This window comes from Novosphingobium sp. FG90 (assembly GCF_057808725.1).
This window is the reverse complement of record NZ_JBMDIO010000009.1, coordinates 168,613-185,577: the sequence shown is the minus strand read 5'-3', so window position 1 is coordinate 185,577 and position 16,965 is coordinate 168,613. Positions and strand designations below refer to the sequence as shown.

The window sequence follows — 16,965 nt, the reverse complement described above, 5'->3', positions numbered from 1 at the left end:
TCGTCATTGCGAGCGCAGCGAAGCAATCCAAGGCAACGCAAACCGCCCTGGATTGCTTCGCTGCGCTCGCAATGACGATGAGGGTTTGTCCCCTGCGGCCGATAGCTTACCGCCGACACTCACCAGAGGCGATCACGCGGTAGCCTTCGGCTTTGGCCATGCAGGCATTGCTGAAAGTCTGGCGATGGCGCCGCTTCTCCGCACAGACCGGCGCATACTCGCGGGTGCAGATCGCAGGCTTTTCCGGGCGAGGACGATGCGGCCGATCCGGCCCGGGCATCGTTTCCAGGCACCCTGCGAGAGCCAGTACCCCTGCGAGGCTCAATGCGCGCATGACGGTCAGCTTCATGGCAATCCCCTTCCTTTTGGCCTTATCGATCCGGCCTTTTCGGGCCAACCTATCGGGAGCCGGAACTTGCGCCCCTGAACCTGCGCTTGCAAGCATCATGCGGCCGAAACATCCAAATGCGCTGCACAATTGCCCGCATGGCTCCGTTGGCGAGCCGAACGCGGTGCCCACAAGACTCGCAATATTGCAAAGCCGCGACTAAGGGAGCCGCAAACGAATCCCTCGCAGGCAGGAAGCACCTCTCCCATGCGTATCGCGATCGCATCCGACCACGCCGCCGTCGACCTCAAGGCGACCTTGCGCGAATACCTCATCGAAGCCGGCCACGAAGTCGCCGACCTCGGCCCCGAAACCGCCGACCGCGTCGATTACCCCGATTACGGCTACAAGCTGGCCTCGGTCGTCGCTGACGGGACCGTGCAGTTCGGCGTCGCCCTGTGCGGCTCGGGCATCGGCATCTCGATCGCCGTCAACCGCGATCCCGCCTGCCGCTGCGCGCTGGTGGGCGAGCCGCTGTCGGCCGCCCTCGCCCGCGAGCACAACGACGCCAACGTCATCGCCATGGGCGCGCGCCTGACCGGCGAGGACATGGCCAAGGCCTGCCTCGACGCCTTCCTCTCCACCGAGTTCGGCGGCGGCCGCCATGCAGGCCGCGTCGAGAAGCTCTCCAATCCGTCCTTCTGAAGGAGCCAAGAATCATGACCCCAGAAACTGTGACTGGCGCAACCGCCATCCGTTCGCCCGGCTTCTTCACCGACGCGATTGCCCAGAGCGACCCCGCCGTCGCTGCCGCCATCGGCCACGAGCTGAAGCGTGAGCGCAAGCAGATCGAACTGATCGCGTCCGAGAACATCGTCTCCAAGGCCGTGCTCGAAGCGCAGGGCTCGGTGCTGACCAACAAGTACGCCGAGGGCTACCCCGGCAAGCGCTATTACCAGGGCTGCGAGCCTTCGGACGAAGTCGAAACCCTCGCCATCGAGCGCGCCAAGCAGCTGTTCGACTGCGGCTTCGCGAACGTCCAGCCCCACTCGGGCGCGCAGGCCAACGGCGCGGTGCTTCTCGCCACCGTCAAGCCCGGCGACACCATCATGGGCATGAGCCTCGACGCCGGTGGCCACCTCACCCACGGCGCCCGCGCGGCGCTTTCGGGCAAGTGGTTCAAGGCCGTGCAGTACGGCGTGACCAAGGACACCCACCTCATCGACTACGATGAGGTCGAGGCTCTGGCCAAGGAGCATCAGCCCAAGCTCATCATCGCGGGCGGCTCGGCCTATCCGCGCGTGATCGACTTCAAGCGCATGCGCGAGATCGCCGACGCCGTCGGCGCGCTGTTCCAGGTCGACATGGCGCACTTCGCCGGCCTCGTCGCGGCCGGTCTGCACCCCTCGCCGTTCCCGCACGCGCACATCGCCACCACCACCACGCACAAGACGCTGCGCGGCCCCCGTGGCGGCATGATCCTCACCAACGACGAAGCGCTGGCCAAGAAGATCAACTCGGCGGTATTCCCCGGCCTGCAGGGCGGCCCGCTGATGCACGTCGTGGCCGCCAAGGCGGTCGCCTTCGGTGAAGCGCTGCGTCCCGAGTTCAAGGACTACGCCGCGCGCGTGATCGAGAACGCGCAGGTTCTGGCAGCCACCCTCAAGGAGCGCGGCGCCGCGATCGTCTCGGGTGGCACCGACACGCACCTCGCGCTGATCGACCTCTCGCCGCTGGGCGTTACCGGCAAGGACGCCGACGAGGCGCTGGAGCGTGCGGGCATCACCTGCAACAAGAACGGCATCCCGTTCGACCCGCTGCCGCCGATGAAGACCAGCGGCATCCGCGTGGGTTCGCCCGCCGGCACCACCCGCGGTTTCGGCCCGGAAGAGTTCCGCGAGATCGGCAACATGGTCGCCGACGTTCTCGACGGTCTTGCCAAGTGCGGCGAAGCAGGTGACGCTCAGGTGGAGCAGAACGTTCGCACGCGCGTTGAAGCGCTGTGTGATCGTTTCCCCATCTACGAGGACTAAGTCTATGACCGACCCGCAGCGCCCCCAGAACTCCGGCCATTTCGTCAACGATGCCCGTGAGGAACTCGCCGGAATGCTCAAGGATGGCATGGCCCATCCCTCGACCAAGCCGGTTCTGATCTGGGGTGCTGCGGGCGCGGTTGCGGGCGCGTTCCTGCCCTTCGTCTCCATCGGCCTCGGGCTGGCGGCGGGCGCGGGGTACAAGTTCTACAAGCGCGTTCGCCCTGAATGAAAGTAACCTGCTGAATGCGCTGTCCTTTCTGCGCCCACGACGATTCCCAGGTCAAGGACAGCCGCCCGACCGAGGATGCCACCGCGATCCGTCGCCGCCGCCAGTGTTCCAGCTGCGGCGCACGCTTCACGACGTTCGAGCGTGTGCAGCTGCGCGAGATCGTGGTGGTCAAGAGCAACGACGGCGAGGGTCACGAACGCCGCGAGCCGTTCGACCGCGCCAAGATCGAGCAGTCGGTCACCCTCGCCTGTCGCAAGCGCGGCATCGACCGCGAGAAGATCGAGCGGCTGGTTTCAGGCGTGCAGCGCCAGGTCGAGACGATCGGCGAGAACGAGGTGCCATCGCGCGTCATCGGCGAACTGGTGATGGAAGGGCTGCGTCAGCTCGACTCAGTGGCTTATATCCGCTTCGCCAGCGTCTACCGCGCCTTCAACGAGGCGAAGGATTTCGAGGAATTTGCAGGGACCGTGCGCGATGTCGGCGTCAATTGAAATGAAGCAGCCCGTCATCGTACTGGTCCGCCCGCAGTTGGGCGAGAACATCGGCAAGGCCGCGCGCGCGATGCTCAACTTCGGGCTGACCGAAATGCGCCTCGTCTCCCCGCGCGACGGCTGGCCCAACCCCTCGGCAGGCCCGGCGGCGGCCGGCGCGGACGAGGTGCTGGAAAAGGCCGAGGTCTTCGAGACGCTCGCCGAAGCGGTTCACGACTGCGCGAACGTCTACGCCACCACCGTGCGCAAGCGCGGCGTCACCAAGCCCGTCGTCACGCCCGAGGAAGCCGCGCAAGAGGTCTACGCGGCGACGGGGCGCTCGGCCTACGTATTCGGGCCGGAGCGTTCGGGGCTGGAGACCGACGACGTGGCGTTGGCCCGCGCGATCCTGACGGTGCCGATCAACCCCGAATTCGCCTCGCTCAACCTGGCGCAGGCGGTAATCCTGTGCGCCTACGAATGGTCGAAGGGTGCGGCCCTCGCGCAGCCGACGGTCGAGGACCTGCTCCCCCCTGCCCCGCAGGACGAGTTGGAAGGCATGATCCAGCAGTTCGAGAAAGTGCTGGAGCCGACCAAGTACTTCTACCCCGAGAGCCGCGCCGCCGCGACCCGCCGCACGCTGCGCAACATGCTGACCAAGCCAGGCTGGAACAGCCTCGAAGTGCGCACGATGCGCGGGGTGCTGAGTGCGCTCGGCGGTAACCGGCGGCCGAAGACTCCCGAAGCCTGAGGCAGGTTTTCCATTTGCTGAATTATTGCTGTTGCTTAGAATATGGGTGACTACAGTTTTGGGGACCCATCCATAATGATCCGCATCATAGCCGTCGCCGCGATGGCGATCGCCACGTTCTCGCCTGCCCTCGCCAAGGACAAGGCCGTCGAAGTCGTTTCTCCCGACAAGAAGGTCTGCCGCTTCGAGGCGCCGACCGGCACCATCATGCGCAAGCGGGTCTGTCACACAGTTGCCGAATGGCAGGCGATCGACGCTGCCGGAGCCGGTCAGGCCGGGCAGATGGTCGGCCGTGCCAATACCATGGGCAGCCCCGGCGGCCTCGGCCAGTAAGGCAACGACGACAGGTAGCTTGACTTTCGTGGCCCAGTCAGTATGGGCCACCCCTTCACGTGGCACCTGCTTTTTGCAGGTTCGTCCATTCGGCCCCGCACTCCCGGTGAAGCGGCGGCCGCATCCGGCATGATAGGTCGGATGGTGCGCTCCGGGAGAAACATGGATCGTGCACCACATCGGCTGCACGGCAAGCAGATTGAAGGACGACATATGTCGAAGCGTCAAAGCTCGAAGTACAAACTCGACCGCCGCATGGGCGAGAACATCTGGGGCCGTCCCAAGAGCTCGGTCAACCGCCGCAGCTACGGCCCGGGCCAGCACGGCCAGCGCCGCAAGAGCAAGGTTTCGGACTACGGTCTGCAGCTGCGCGCCAAGCAGAAGCTCAAGGGCTACTACGGCGACGTGACCGAGAAGCAGTTCAAGCGCACCTACCAGGAAGCGTCGGCCATGAAGGGCGACACCAGCCAGAACCTGATCGGTCTGCTGGAACAGCGCCTGGACATGATCGTGTACCGCGCCAAGTTCGCGCCGACGATCTTCTCGGCCCGCCAGATCGTTTCGCACGGCCACATCCGCGTCAACGGCGTGAAGTGCAACATCGCCTCGCGCCGCGTGAAGGTCGGTGACATCATCACCCTGGGCAACAAGGCCAAGGAAATGGCTCTCGTGCTCGAAGCGCAGAACCTGCCCGAGCGCGAAGTGCCCGACTACGTCGCTCAGGACGGCACCGACAAGGTGACCTTCGTCCGCGTTCCGACGCTCGACGAAGTGCCCTACCCGGTGAAGATGGAACCGAATCTGGTCGTCGAGTTCTACTCGCGCTGATCCGGTTCTCCGGCAACGGAAACAAGAAAAGGCGGTCCTTCGGGGCCGCCTTTTTCTTATGTGTTTCGAACTGTTCAAACGACACGAAAAATTACACGATTTGCAGCACTTGTAAGGGAACTGCCGCCGAGATCGGGCATTAGCCTAGCATCATGACTCGCTACCGTTTCATAACCCCGCACCGCACCGGCAAATGGTACAATGATCTCAGGACCGCGCAGCGCCATGCCTGCGAGATCGGTGCCGGATTTCTGGATGAGATGACCGGACGCTTCGTCGCCTATGTCGAAACGATGCTGGAAGTCATGCACGGCGAGGACGCCGCAGCCGACGCCCCCGCCTAACGCCGGTTCGTTCAGCGAACGCTGATCCCAAGTTCGCTCAAGAGTTGCCCGGCCTGGGTGCGCGAGATTATCGCACCACGAAACAGCGTTGCATCCACAAGCCGCAGGCCGCCAAGGTCGGCCCCGCGAAGGTCTGCGCCATCGAAGCGCGCGCCTGTCAGTTCAGCGTCCCGCAGGCTGCAATCATGCATCGCCACCTGCCGAAAATCACACCGTGTGAGATCGGCCTGGGAAAAGTCGACCTGCTGCAGCGTCGCACCCCGGAACGAATGCCCCGCAAGGCGCGCGTTGACCAGCAATGTCTCCTCGAACACCGTGTCGAGCGTCGCGGCATCCGTCATGTCTGCGCCGGTCAGCTTGCACCGCATGATCCTTGCCGACGCCAGTGAGGCACGCCTGAACGAGGCGTTGTTGAAGTCGCTTGCGTGAAAACGTGCGCCATCGAGATCGCTGCCGGTGAAGTTGGCGAAGGCCGCCCTGCAGGACTTCCAGGTGGTTCCATCGAGCTTGGCTTTGCTGAAATCGACCCGACGCAGGCTGCACGACTCGAAAGTCCAGCCCCACAAGTCGAACCCGGCAAGTTCCGCATCGTCGAGGTCGCAGCCGACAAGATGGCGCACAGATGCCGGAAGGCTTTCCAGATCCGCCGCTGCCAGGGTCCGATCGCGAACGACGCCATCCGTAATCTCATCCATGTTGTCGCCCCGTCCGCCGCTCATTCCTTTCGGAAATAATCCCGCCGGAAATCCGCCGCGAACGCCGCAAAGCGCTGCTCCCCAATCGCGTCGCGCATGCCCTGCATCAGTTGCTGGTAGAACGAGAGGTTGTGCTCGGTCAGCAGCATCGCGCCGAGCATCTCGCCCGCCTTGATCAGATGGTGGATGTAGGCGCGGCTGTAGGTGCGGCAGGTCGGGCACTTGCAGCGCTCGTCGATCGGGCCGGTGTCCTCGGCGTGACGGGCGTTGCGCATGTTGAGCGGGCCGTTCCAGGTGAACGCCTGCCCGTTGCGGCCCGAGCGGGTGGGCAGCACGCAGTCGAACATGTCGACGCCGCGCTCGACCGCGCCGACGAGGTCATCGGGCTTGCCCACGCCCATCAGGTAGCGCGGACGGTCCGCGGGAAGCTGGCCCGGCGCGAATTCCAGCGTGGCGAACATCGCCTCCTGCCCCTCGCCCACGGCAAGCCCGCCGATCGCGTAGCCGTCGAAGCCGATCTCCGTGAGGGCATCGGCGCTGGTCTTGCGCAGGCCTTCGTCCAGAGCGCCCTGCTGGATGCCGAACAGCGCCGAGCTTTCCGCATGCGCGCCGCCCTGATCGAAGGCGTCGCGGCTGCGCTTGGCCCAGCGCATCGACATTTCCATCGAGCGGGCGATGACATCGCGCGGCTGGTCGATCTTCGGGCACTCGTCGAAGCACATGACGATGTCCGAGCCGAGCAGGCGCTGGATCTCCATAGAGCGCTCGGGGCTGAGCATGTGGCGCGAGCCGTCGATGTGGCTGGCAAAGGTCACGCCTTGCTCGGTGATCTTGCGCAGGTCCGACAGGCTCATCACCTGATAACCGCCGCTGTCGGTCAGGATCGGGCGGTCCCAGTTCATGAACTTGTGCAGGCCGCCGAGCCGCGCGACGCGCTCGGCGCCGGGGCGCAGCATCAGGTGATAGGTATTGCCAAGCAGGATGTCGGCGCCGGTCGCACGCACGTCCTGCGGCTTCATCGCCTTGACGGTGGCGGCGGTGCCGACCGGCATGAAGGCGGGCGTGCGGATTTCGCCGCGACGCATCTGGATGGTGCCGGTGCGGGCCTTGCCGTCGGTGGTGTGGATGGAGAACTGGAAACGAGGCTTCATGCCCCGCCCGTTACAGCGATCAGAACCCGTAGACCAGCGAGAAGCGCGAGATCGTATCGGTCTTGAGCGATCCGCTCGGCGGCCGGGTCTCGTGCTCGATCGAGTAGGACAGCTTCGCCTTGAGGCCCTTCATCATCCCCGCCTCGATCGCGGTCATCGAGGTGAAGGTGTTGTTGTCCGAGCCGATGTAGCTGCTGGCGTCCTGCGTCAGCTTGATCGTCGGGTTGATCGTCCAGTCGAAGTCGATCGAGGTCAGCACCGACCATGTCGTCTGGTTGACGTCGTCGACGTAGTTGGTGGCGCGGAATGCCGGACCCGCTTCCAGTGCCAGCGTCATACCGGGGCGGTTGAGCACGCGGTAACCGAGACCGCCCGAGAGTGTGTAGCGGTCAGCGAAGCCCTGAATCCGGTCGCGCTCGTACTGGGTGCGGCCATATGTGAAGAAGCCGTCGTTCAGCGTGTAGCGCGGCTGGTAGCTGGCCGAATACTGCTCGCGCGTAATCGTGCCGCGATCCTCCTGATAATCGGCGTTGGCCTGGATGATGTGCTCCCACTTGATGCCCTTGCGGTTGAGCTTGAGCGCGGCGGTCACCCCGAAGTTGTCGGTGTTGCCGGTGGAGCGGAAAGCGCCAACCTCGATCTGGCCCTTCCACAGTTCGAGCACGCCCGAGGCACGGATGCGGGCCAGTTCGGCCTCGGTCTTGGCGGCGATCTCCTTGGCGCGGCGGTCGTTGTAGGCCCGCTGCATGTCGCGGATCTCGTCCTTGTCGTAAGGCTGGGTCTGCTGCGCAAACTTGACCATCGCGGACACGGAGGCCCCGTCGTCGGTCTTCATCGCGGCTTCCAGCAGTGCGCGCACCGCCAGCGGCAGACGCGGACGCTCCGCCTTCACGTAAGGCACGAACTCGGGATAATCCGGCAGGTCGAGCACCAGCGGCGGAGGCGGGAGCGGCACAAGAACGAGCGGCTCGTCGAACTGGAACACTTGCGCATGGGCGGGAACGGCAAGCAGCATAACGGGAAGGCCGGAGAGGACCGGTCGGAGCATCGTCATGCTGCAAACGCTAACGCCTCACGTGCGCAAACGCCACCCGCTCTTGAAAATCCATGTGATAAATCCGACGCAGACGATGAGGAAAAGCAGTGTCAGGCCAAGCGACAGTGCAATCGGAACGTCGGAACTGCCGTAGAACGTCCAGCGCAGCCCGTTGACGAGGTAGACCACCGGGTTAGCCATCGCCACCTGACGCCATGGCTCGGGCAGCATCTCGATCGAGTAGAAGGTGCCGCCCAGGAACGTCAGCGGGGTCAGGATCAGCAGCGGTACGATCGTCAGCTTCTCGAAGCTGTCCGCCCAGATGCCGAGGATGAAGCCGAACAGCGAGAAACTGGCGGAAACCAGCAGCACGAAGAAGAAAGCATAGACCGGATGCGCGATCGAGTAGTCGACGAAGAAGCTGGCCGTCGCCAGGATGATCGCGGCAAGGATCAGCGACTTGGTCGCGGCCGCGCCGACGAAGCCGACGAGGGTTTCGGCGACGCCCACGGGCGCGGAGAGCAGTTCGTAGATCGCGCCGGTGAAGCGCGGCATGTAGATGCCGAAGCTGGCGTTGGAGACGCTTTCGCCAAGGATCGTCAACAGCAGCAGGCCGGGCACGATGAAGGCGCCATAGTTGAGGCCGTCGACCCCGCTCTTCATCTGGCCGCCGATCGCGGCACCGAAGACGACGAAGTAGAGCGTGGTGGTCAGCACCGGCGCAAGGATAGACTGCATCGCCGTGCGGAAGGCGCGCATCAGCTCCTGCTTGTAGATGGTCCAGGCGGAGCGGGCGTTGAACAGGCTCATGCGGCGGTATCCTGAGCAGGAGCGTCGGGGCCTTCGAGCAGGTTCACGAAGATGTCCTCCAGGCTCGATTCGTGGATGTCGATCGCCGTGTAGTCGATCCCGGCGCGGGTCAGCGCCTTGGTGAGTTCGGCGACTTCGGCGGTGCCCGCAGACGCCCCCTCCCCGCCGCCACCACGATAGACGAGCGTGCGGCCGTCCTCGGAGAGCGTCACGGGGAATGCGGCGACCTCGGCGGGGACTTCGGCCAGCGGCTGCGCTAGCGTGATCAGCGCTTCGGTGCGGCCGAGGCGTTCCATCATCGCCGCCTTTTCGTCCACCATCAGGATCTCGCCCTTGCGGATGATACCGACGCGGTCGGCCATTTCCTCGGCTTCCTCGATGTAGTGGGTGGTGAGGATGACCGTGGTGCCGCGCTCGCGCAGGAGGGCGATCTGCTTCCACATGTCGCGGCGCAGTTCGACGTCGACGCCTGCGGTCGGCTCGTCGAGGAACAGCAGTTCGGGCTCGTGCGCCAGCGCCTTGGCGATCAGCACGCGGCGTTTCATGCCGCCCGAGAGGTTGCGGATCTGCTCGTCGCGCTTTTCCCAGAGGCTGAGCGCCTTGAGGATGTCCTCGACCAGCGCCGGGTTGGGGGCGAGCCCGAAGAGCCCGCGCGAATGATTGACCGAGCGCAGCACCGGCTCGAACATGTCGGTCGCCAGTTCCTGCGGGACGAGGCCGACGCGCTTGCGCAAGGTGCGCCAGTGGCGGTCCATGTCCTCGCCGAACGCGGTGATCGTGCCCGAAGTCGGGCGCACCATGCCGCAGACCGCGCCGATCAGCGTGGTCTTGCCCGCACCGTTCGGCCCGAGCAGGGCGAAGATCTCGCCCTTGTTGATGGTGAGATCGACGCCCTTGAGCGCCGTGAAACCGCCTGCGTAAGTCTTCGTCAGGCCGCTGATTTCGAGGATAGGCTGCATAGCCGCATGAATGGGGCCGAAACGGTCCGGTTCCAAGCCCCCCGGCGCAGTATCTTTTGCAATGCGGCGTTGAGGAGATCAGCGCCGCCGATAGGGCTCGCAGGCGATCCCATCGTTATCGCCGTCGAGATTCGGATTGTAGCCCGGCTGCCCGCGCCGCATCGGAGCGGCACCGGCAGCGCGCGCCTCGGCACAACTGCGGAATGCGCCGGAGGCAACCGGGCGTTCCCCGACCGGGCGCGCTGCGGCGGCGGACACGACGCGCGGCGCTGAACCTCGCGGATTGGCGGCGCGATAGACTGCGGGCACATCGAACTCGGACCCCCAGATGCCTGCGCGCTGCGCCTTGCTGCGATCGGCGAGCGCCGCATAACTGGCAGGCGCATTTTCGAGCGCGATCGCCAGCCCCTTTTCCAGCATCGCCGCTGCAAGATCCACGCCCCCTGCCCGGCAGCTTGCGACCGTCCGGCCGTAGACATCCCGGTCGCGCGAGGAACATGTCAGTTGCCGGGCATCGACCATGGTACGCAAGGTGGCCGCCGCGTCGGAACCGCAACTCCAGTTGCTCCACCCTACGCGGCAGGTCTGGCGATATTCGGGCGCATCGATGCCAAACAGCCGCACCTCGCGCCCGCCGACGAACAGGGAATCGCCGTCCACCGCCCGGCCCGCGCCTGTGAAGTCCTCTGCCGCTGCGGGAGACGCCGCAGCGACCAGCAATACCGGCAATATCCAGGATTTCATGCGTCCGCCCCCATGTGCCCGGACTTTCCCGGGCATTGGGACCGACAGTGCGCCGCAAAGGCTTACAGCAATTTAACAGCCATCCGTAACTTCCGCGTAACCACGCAAGTCACGGAAGCAGCAGCGAGGAATCCCCGTAGCTGTAGAAGCGATAGCCGTTGGCGATGGCATGGGCGTAGACCGCCTGCATCTTCTCCAGCCCCATCAGTGCCGAGACCAGCATCATCAGCGTGGACTTGGGCAGGTGGAAATTGGTCATCAGTCCGTCGACCGCGCGGAAGCGGTAACCGGGGGTGATGAAGATCGCGGTATCGCCCTCAAACGGGCGGATCACGCCGTCTTCGCCCGTCGCGCTTTCGAGCAGGCGCAGCGAGGTGGTGCCTACCGCGATCACCCGTCCACCAGCAGCGCGCGCGGCGTTGAGGCGGTCGGCGGTGGCCTGGTCGATGCGGCCGAACTCGGCGTGCATTTGATGGTCCACGGTGTCGTCGGCCTTGACCGGCAGGAAGGTCCCGGCGCCGACATGAAGTGTCAGAGTTTCGCGCACCACGCCCGCCGCATCCAGCGCCTCGACCAGTTCGGGGGTGAAATGCAGTGCCGCCGTGGGCGCGGCGACGGCGCCCTTCTCGCGCGCGAACATCGTCTGGTAGTCGCTGGCGTCGGCCTCGTCGGCCGGGCGCTTGCCTGCGATGTAAGGGGGCAATGGCATGCGGCCTGCGCGTTCGAGCAGGACTTCGACCGGCTCGTCACCCTCGAAGGCGAGGGTCCAGCTGCCGTCCGGAAGGCGGGTTTCGGCGATGGCGGTGACTTCCGACGGGAAGGCGATGCGGTCGCCTTCGCGCAGGCGCTTGGCGTTGCGCACGAAAGCCTGCCAGCGGCGCAGGTCAATGCGCTTGTGGAGCGTGGCGCCGATGCGGGCCTCGCCGCGCGTACCTTCGAGTTGCGCGGGGATGACGCGGGTGTCGTTGAAGACGAGGACGTCGCCCGCTCGCAGTTGCGCAGGCAGGTCGCGCACGTGATGGTCGGCGAAGGGGGTGTCGCCGTCCACCACCAGCATCTTCGCCGCATCGCGCGGACGCGCCGGACGCAGGGCGATGCTTTCGGGCGGAAGGTCGAAGTCGAAGAGGTCTACGCGCATGGCGGCGCGCTAGACCAGAGCGGAGTTCGGGGCAAGGCTGTGGGGCCTCAGACCAAGCTCGTCGAAGCTCCGGCATGGACAGCAGGGTATCGCAAATGGCGCTCGCGGCCTACCCCATCGTCACCCTGAACTTGTTTCAGGGTCCATCGGGCGGCGTAACCGGAGGGTTCATGTCACCATGTGCCCACGCGGTTTACTGCGACACAGCACCGGGTGTGGGGCACGATGGACCCTGAAACAAGTTCAGGGTGACGAAAAGCCCCCCACCAGTAGCCCCCTCAGTTCGACTGCGAGTTGTTCAGATCCGAAACCGAAGGCGCCTTGAGCGCCGGCGCGGCAGGCGCAACCGGCGCCGCCGGAGCAGGCTTGTTCTCCGACGCCAGCGAGGCCTGGACGATCTTCGTCGGGTCCTCGGGCGGTTCACCGCGATGGATCGCATCGACATACTGCATGCCCGAGATCACACGGCCGAACACCGTGTACTTCTTGTCCAGCGCGAAGCGCGGGTAAAAGACGATGAAGAACTGGCTGTTGGCGCTGTTCGGATCGTTGGTGCGCGCCATCGACACGGTGCCGCGCAGGTGCGGCATCGTATTGAACTCTGCCTGCAGGTCGGGAAGCTGCGAGCCACCCTGCCCGGTGCCCGTCGGGTCGCCGGTTTGCGCCATGAAGCCGTCGATCACGCGGTGAAAGATCTGGCCGTTGTAGAAGCCCTGCGCCACCAGCGTCTTGATCCGCTCGACGTGGTGCGGAGCCCACTGCGGCATCAGGCGGATGGCAACGCGGCCGCCGTCCGACAAGTCGAGCAGGAGCACGTTCTCGGGCTCATGCGTGATGTCGGTGTCGATCGTGGTCGGCAGCGGCGGAGGCGTCGGCGTGGCCGCAGCCTCGTCCTTTTTGTCCTTGTCCTTCGCGATGGCCGGGGCCGCAACGAGGGCGGCGCCGAGCATCAGCGCGGTCAGGGGGAGGCGAAACTTCATGTATCTGTCACCTGGGCAATAAACGGCCGAGCCGCGTAATCGGACGCGATAAAGCGCCCGCGCTGTCGGCACAATGAATGATTTCCACGCGGACCCGCCCATCCGCGCAAGCTCAGTAGTCCCCCAGCAATCCGTTCTTGGCGATCCGCGCGACGACGTCCTCACGTACCGCCGGGCTCACGAACTTCGCGATGTCGCCCCCGAACATCGCGATTTCCTTGACCAGCTTGGACGCAATCGGCTGCAGGCTCACGTCCGCCATCAGGAACACCGTCTCGATGGTGGAATTGAGCTGCTGGTTCATGCCGGCCATCTGGTACTCGTATTCGAAGTCCGCCACCGCGCGCAGGCCGCGCACGATCACGCTGGCGCCCTGCACTTGCGCGAACTTCATCAGCAGCGCATTGAAGCCGACGACGCTGACGTTGTCGATCCCCATCGCCGCGACCTCACGCTCGACCATGGCCATGCGCTCGTCCGGCGTGAACAGCGGGTTCTTCGACGGATTGGTGGTCACGCCGATGATCAGCTTGTCCACCAGCTTGGCGCCGCGCCGGATGATGTCGGCATGGCCCAGCGTGATCGGGTCGAAAGTGCCGGGGTAGACGCCGATACGCTCAGCCGAAGCCATCAGTGATCCCTCTCGATGATGTAGCGCGCGACGGCGCGCAGCAGGTCGGCTTCCTTGCCGTGCTGGGCAAGGTGGCCGACGGCCTGCTCGACCAGCATGCGCGCCTGTTCGCGCGCGCGTTCAGGGCCGAGCAGCGAGACGAAGGTTTCCTTGCCCGCCGCCGCGTCCTTGCCCACGGCCTTGCCCGCGAGCGCGGCGTCGCCTTCATGGTCGATCAGGTCGTCGGCGATCTGGAAGGCGAGGCCGATGTCACGGGCATAGCCGCGCAGATGCGAGCGGCCCTCGGGCGGAATGCGGCCGAGGATCGCGCCCATCTCCACCGCCGCGCCGAGCAGCGCGCCGGTCTTGAGCTGCTGAAGCCGGGTGACGGTCTGCAGGTCGAACTCGCTGGTTTCGGCGACGAGGTCCATCATCTGCCCGCCTGCCATCCCCTGCGCGCCGCTGGCGTGGCCGAGCGTGCGGACGAGTTCGATGCGGGTGAAGGGATCGGGCGTGGTCGCCGGATCGGACAGGACCTCGAACGCGAAGGCGTGGAGCGAATCGCCTGCCAGCACCGCCGTCGCTTCGTCGAAGGCGATATGCAGCGTCGGCTTGCCGTGGCGCAGGGCGTCATCGTCCATGCACGGCAGGTCGTCGTGGATCAGCGAATAGACGTGGATCGATTCGATGGCGATGCCCGCCCGGATCGCCGCTTCACGCTGAACGCCGTACATCTCGGCGACGCTGGCGAGCAGCAGCGGACGCAGCCGCTTGCCCCCACCGATCGCGGCATAGCGCATCGCCTCCACCAGCTTGGCACGGACATCGTCGGGAACGGCAAGCAGCGCGTCGAAGGCGCCGTCGATCTCCTCGGCGATCCGCGCGAGGCCCTCTGCCAGCAGCGAATCGGGCGCGGCCACTTCGGTCACAGGTCGAAAGGCTGGGTGCCCGCCGCCGCGCCGTCCGGCCCGGCGACGATACGCTCGATCCGCGCCTGCGCGGCGTCGAGGCGCTTCTGGCAATGCTGGCGCAGCTTCTCGCCCTTTTCATAGAGCGAGATCGAATCTTCCAGTGGCACGTCGCCGCTTTCGAGCTGGCGCACGATGGTTTCCAGCGCGCGCAGTGCATCCTCGAAGCTGAGCGTGTCGATGGTCGAAGTTTCGGATTCCATGGGCAAGCAATGGCGCTCGGCGCAGTAACGGTCAAGGTGGCGGCAGTATTTACCCGTCGTGACGTCCTGTGGAACACTCTGGTGCCGCTAGCCCCCGTTTAGGTGCCGTTGAGTGCCGTTATGTCCATACGCTCTGGCGCAGGCGGAAAGACGCGGCTAAGGGCTCCCCCATGAGCGGAATCACCCCTGACGTCGTCGAGGCGCATGGCCTCAATCCCGAAGAATACGAGCGCGTCCTGAATGCGCTGGGCCGCGAGCCGAACCTCGTGGAACTCGGCATTTTCTCGGTGATGTGGTCGGAGCACTGCTCGTACAAGTCGAGCCGCTTCCACCTCAAGAAGCTCCCCACCGAGGCGCCCTGGGTGATCTGCGGCCCCGGCGAGAACGCGGGCGTGATCGACATCGGCGACGGACAGGCCGCCATCTTCAAGATGGAAAGCCATAACCACCCCAGCTATATCGAGCCTTATCAAGGGGCTGCGACCGGGGTCGGCGGTATCCTGCGCGATGTCTTCACCATGGGCGCGCGCCCGGTGGCGAACATGAACGCCCTGCGCTTCGGCCGCCCCGATCACCCGAAGATGAAGCACCTCGTCAAAGGCGTGGTCGCTGGCATCGGCGGCTACGGCAACTGCGTGGGCGTGCCCACCGTCGGCGGCGAGACGAACTTCCACAAGGCCTACGACGGCAACATCCTCGTCAACGCGATGACTGTGGGCGTCGCCGATACGAACAAGATCTTCTATTGCGCCGCCACCGGCCTCGGTAACCCGATCGTCTACGTCGGCTCCAAGACCGGCCGCGACGGCATCCACGGCGCCACCATGGCCTCGGCCGATTTCGGCGACGATATCGACGAAAAGCGCCCCACCGTGCAGGTCGGCGATCCCTTCGTCGAGAAGCTGCTGATCGAAGCCTGCCTCGAGCTGATGGCGACCGACGCGATCGTCGCGATTCAGGACATGGGCGCGGCGGGCCTCACCTCTTCGTCGGTCGAGATGGCCAGCAAGGGCGGCGCGGGCATCCGCCTGAACATGAACAAGGTGCCGTGCCGCGAAGAGGCGATGACGCCCTATGAAATGATGCTGAGCGAAAGCCAGGAGCGCATGCTCATGGTGCTCCAGCCCGGCAAGGAAGCCATGGCCGAGGCCATCTTCAAGAAGTGGGAACTGGACTTCGCGGTCATCGGTGAAGTCACCGACACTGGCCATATGGTGCTGGAATTCGACGGCGAAGTGGTCTGCGACATTCCGCTCGGCCCCCTCGCCGACGATGCCCCGGAATACGAGCGCCCCTACGTCTCGCCTGAGGAATACAAGGCCTGGGCGGCCGTCCCGGCGCTCGGCGAGGTGCCGGAAAGCACCGACATCGGCGCGGATCTGCTCAAGCTGATGGGCGGCGCGGACCTCGCTTCACGCAAGTGGATCTGGGAACAATACGACAGCCAGGTCGGCGCGGACACCATGCAGAAGTCCGGCGGCGACGCGGCCGTCGTGCGCGTCCATGGTACGCAGAAGGCGCTTGCGATCAGCACCGACTGCTCGCCCCGCTACTGCTACGCCGACCCCTACGAAGGCGGCAAGCAGGCGGTCGCCGAGACCTATCGCAACATCAGCGCGGTCGGCGGTCTGCCGCTGGCGATCACAAACTGCCTCAACTTCGCCAACCCGCAGCGCCCCGAGATCATGGCGCAGATCGTCGGCTGCCTTGGCGGCATGGGCGATGCATGCCGCGCGCTGGATTACCCGATCGTCTCGGGCAACGTCTCGCTCTACAACGAGTCCAAGGCCACAGGCGGCGGCTCGGCGATCCTGCCGACTCCGGCGATCGGCGGCGTCGGCATCCTCGCCGACCACGACAAGATGGCCACCGTCGCTTTCAAGGCCGAAGGAGAGGAAATCTTCCTGCTCGGCGGCGAAGGCACGCACCTCGGCCAGTCGCTGTGGCTCAAGGACATCGGCGGAAAGGAAGCCGGTGAAGCTCCGAAAGTCGACCTCAAGCTGGAAGCCCACAACGGCGGCGTCGTCCGGGGCTGGATTGGCGAAGGCAAGGTGACAGCGGTACACGACGTCAGCGACGGCGGCCTGATCGTCGCGCTGGCCGAGATGGCGCTGGCAAGCGGCCTCGGCTGCACGCTGGACGCGGACCTCACCACCGCGCAGGCGTTCGGCGAGGACCAGTCGCGCTATGTCGTTACCGCGCCTGCGGGAACTGTCCTGCCGGAAGCCGTGAAGATCGGCACCGTTGGCGGCACCGCGGTCGCAGGCGTGGAAATCTCCGCGCTGCGGCAGGCCAACGAAGCGTTCTTCAAGGACTGGATGGAGGGCTGAACCCCCTTACCCCGGTCCTTCG

21 protein-coding genes are annotated in these 16,965 nt (G+C 65.4%); 9 read left to right on the top strand and 12 right to left on the bottom strand.

Translation table 11 applies throughout. The features are described from left to right. Window positions 1-106: 106 nt before the first annotated feature. Window positions 107-349: a hypothetical protein gene (locus ACODRZ_RS11175; RefSeq protein ID WP_488970540.1), complete on the bottom strand. Its 243-nt coding sequence runs from the start codon at window positions 347-349 to the stop codon at window positions 107-109. A gap of 246 nt (window positions 350-595) precedes the next feature. On the opposite strand from ACODRZ_RS11175, the gene rpiB reads away from it, so the two are divergent. The 8 genes from rpiB (at window position 596) to ACODRZ_RS11135 (ending at window position 5,319) form a co-directional block, all read left to right on the top strand. Further along, window positions 596-1,033: a ribose 5-phosphate isomerase B gene (rpiB, locus tag ACODRZ_RS11170; RefSeq protein WP_008831229.1), complete on the top strand. Its 438-nt coding sequence runs from the start codon at window positions 596-598 to the stop codon at window positions 1,031-1,033. 14 nt (window positions 1,034-1,047) lie between these two features. Next, window positions 1,048-2,361 (top strand): serine hydroxymethyltransferase, encoded by a 1,314-nt coding sequence (gene glyA / locus ACODRZ_RS11165; RefSeq protein ID WP_488970539.1) that lies wholly within the window; start codon window positions 1,048-1,050, stop codon window positions 2,359-2,361. Between the two features lie 4 nt (window positions 2,362-2,365). Beyond that, window positions 2,366-2,593, top strand: a complete 228-nt coding sequence (locus ACODRZ_RS11160) for a hypothetical protein (protein ID WP_285019846.1) — start codon at window positions 2,366-2,368, stop codon at window positions 2,591-2,593. Window positions 2,594-2,607: 14 nt separating this feature from the next. Continuing rightward, on the top strand, window positions 2,608-3,084 hold the full coding sequence (gene nrdR, locus ACODRZ_RS11155; protein WP_488970538.1) for a transcriptional regulator NrdR: 477 nt from the start codon (window positions 2,608-2,610) through the stop codon (window positions 3,082-3,084). After that, the gene (locus ACODRZ_RS11150; protein ID WP_488970537.1) at window positions 3,068-3,814 is read left to right on the top strand and encodes an RNA methyltransferase; all 747 of its coding nucleotides are present in this window, start codon (window positions 3,068-3,070) and stop codon (window positions 3,812-3,814) included. The genes nrdR and ACODRZ_RS11150 overlap by 17 nt, the downstream gene beginning before the upstream one ends. Before the next feature lie 75 nt (window positions 3,815-3,889). Next, window positions 3,890-4,147: a hypothetical protein gene (locus tag ACODRZ_RS11145; protein ID WP_488970536.1), complete on the top strand. Its 258-nt coding sequence runs from the start codon at window positions 3,890-3,892 to the stop codon at window positions 4,145-4,147. 213 nt (window positions 4,148-4,360) lie between these two features. Further along, a complete protein-coding gene (gene rpsD, locus ACODRZ_RS11140; RefSeq protein WP_271183266.1) occupies window positions 4,361-4,975 on the top strand; it encodes a 30S ribosomal protein S4 in 615 nt (204 codons plus the stop codon). A gap of 152 nt (window positions 4,976-5,127) precedes the next feature. Beyond that, the gene (locus tag ACODRZ_RS11135; protein ID WP_488970535.1) at window positions 5,128-5,319 is read left to right on the top strand and encodes a hypothetical protein; all 192 of its coding nucleotides are present in this window, start codon (window positions 5,128-5,130) and stop codon (window positions 5,317-5,319) included. Window positions 5,320-5,330: 11 nt separating this feature from the next. On the opposite strand, the gene ACODRZ_RS11130 is transcribed toward ACODRZ_RS11135, so the two are convergent. The 11 genes from ACODRZ_RS11130 to ACODRZ_RS11080 all read right to left on the bottom strand — a co-directional run bounded on the left by ACODRZ_RS11130 (window position 5,331) and on the right by ACODRZ_RS11080 (window position 14,613). Then, window positions 5,331-6,014: a pentapeptide repeat-containing protein gene (locus ACODRZ_RS11130; protein ID WP_488970534.1), complete on the bottom strand. Its 684-nt coding sequence runs from the start codon at window positions 6,012-6,014 to the stop codon at window positions 5,331-5,333. Window positions 6,015-6,034: 20 nt separating this feature from the next. Further along, window positions 6,035-7,165, bottom strand: a complete 1,131-nt coding sequence (tgt, locus tag ACODRZ_RS11125; protein ID WP_488970533.1) for a tRNA guanosine(34) transglycosylase Tgt — start codon at window positions 7,163-7,165, stop codon at window positions 6,035-6,037. A gap of 19 nt (window positions 7,166-7,184) precedes the next feature. Continuing rightward, on the bottom strand, window positions 7,185-8,219 hold the full coding sequence (locus ACODRZ_RS11120; RefSeq protein ID WP_488970532.1) for a DUF481 domain-containing protein: 1,035 nt from the start codon (window positions 8,217-8,219) through the stop codon (window positions 7,185-7,187). An 18-nt stretch (window positions 8,220-8,237) separates the two neighbouring features. Continuing rightward, complete coding sequence (locus tag ACODRZ_RS11115; RefSeq protein ID WP_488970531.1) at window positions 8,238-9,011, bottom strand: ABC transporter permease; 774 nt, start codon at window positions 9,009-9,011, stop codon at window positions 8,238-8,240. Continuing rightward, complete coding sequence (locus tag ACODRZ_RS11110; RefSeq protein WP_488970571.1) at window positions 9,008-9,970, bottom strand: ABC transporter ATP-binding protein; 963 nt, start codon at window positions 9,968-9,970, stop codon at window positions 9,008-9,010. Before ACODRZ_RS11110 ends, ACODRZ_RS11115 begins: the two co-directional genes overlap by 4 nt. A gap of 78 nt (window positions 9,971-10,048) precedes the next feature. Beyond that, window positions 10,049-10,714 carry a thermonuclease family protein gene (locus tag ACODRZ_RS11105; protein ID WP_488970530.1) on the bottom strand — a complete coding sequence of 222 codons (666 nt, stop codon included), beginning with the start codon at window positions 10,712-10,714 and terminating at the stop codon, window positions 10,049-10,051. 109 nt (window positions 10,715-10,823) lie between these two features. Further along, entirely contained in the window at window positions 10,824-11,852 is a 1,029-nt protein-coding gene (queA, locus tag ACODRZ_RS11100) for a tRNA preQ1(34) S-adenosylmethionine ribosyltransferase-isomerase QueA (protein WP_488970529.1), read from the bottom strand. 278 nt (window positions 11,853-12,130) lie between these two features. Then, window positions 12,131-12,832 carry a peptidylprolyl isomerase gene (locus ACODRZ_RS11095; protein ID WP_488970528.1) on the bottom strand — a complete coding sequence of 234 codons (702 nt, stop codon included), beginning with the start codon at window positions 12,830-12,832 and terminating at the stop codon, window positions 12,131-12,133. A gap of 112 nt (window positions 12,833-12,944) precedes the next feature. After that, on the bottom strand, window positions 12,945-13,463 hold the full coding sequence (coaD, locus tag ACODRZ_RS11090; protein ID WP_488970527.1) for a pantetheine-phosphate adenylyltransferase: 519 nt from the start codon (window positions 13,461-13,463) through the stop codon (window positions 12,945-12,947). Next, window positions 13,463-14,371 (bottom strand): polyprenyl synthetase family protein, encoded by a 909-nt coding sequence (locus ACODRZ_RS11085; protein ID WP_488970526.1) that lies wholly within the window; start codon window positions 14,369-14,371, stop codon window positions 13,463-13,465. Before ACODRZ_RS11085 ends, coaD begins: the two co-directional genes overlap by 1 nt. Then, window positions 14,368-14,613, bottom strand: coding sequence for an exodeoxyribonuclease VII small subunit (locus tag ACODRZ_RS11080; RefSeq protein WP_008830306.1), 246 nt, complete (start codon window positions 14,611-14,613; stop codon window positions 14,368-14,370). The genes ACODRZ_RS11085 and ACODRZ_RS11080 overlap by 4 nt, the downstream gene beginning before the upstream one ends. 170 nt (window positions 14,614-14,783) lie before the next feature. Between ACODRZ_RS11080 and purL the strand changes: the two genes are divergently transcribed. Then, entirely contained in the window at window positions 14,784-16,943 is a 2,160-nt protein-coding gene (purL, locus tag ACODRZ_RS11075) for a phosphoribosylformylglycinamidine synthase subunit PurL (RefSeq protein WP_488970525.1), read from the top strand. Window positions 16,944-16,965 lie beyond the last annotated feature (22 nt).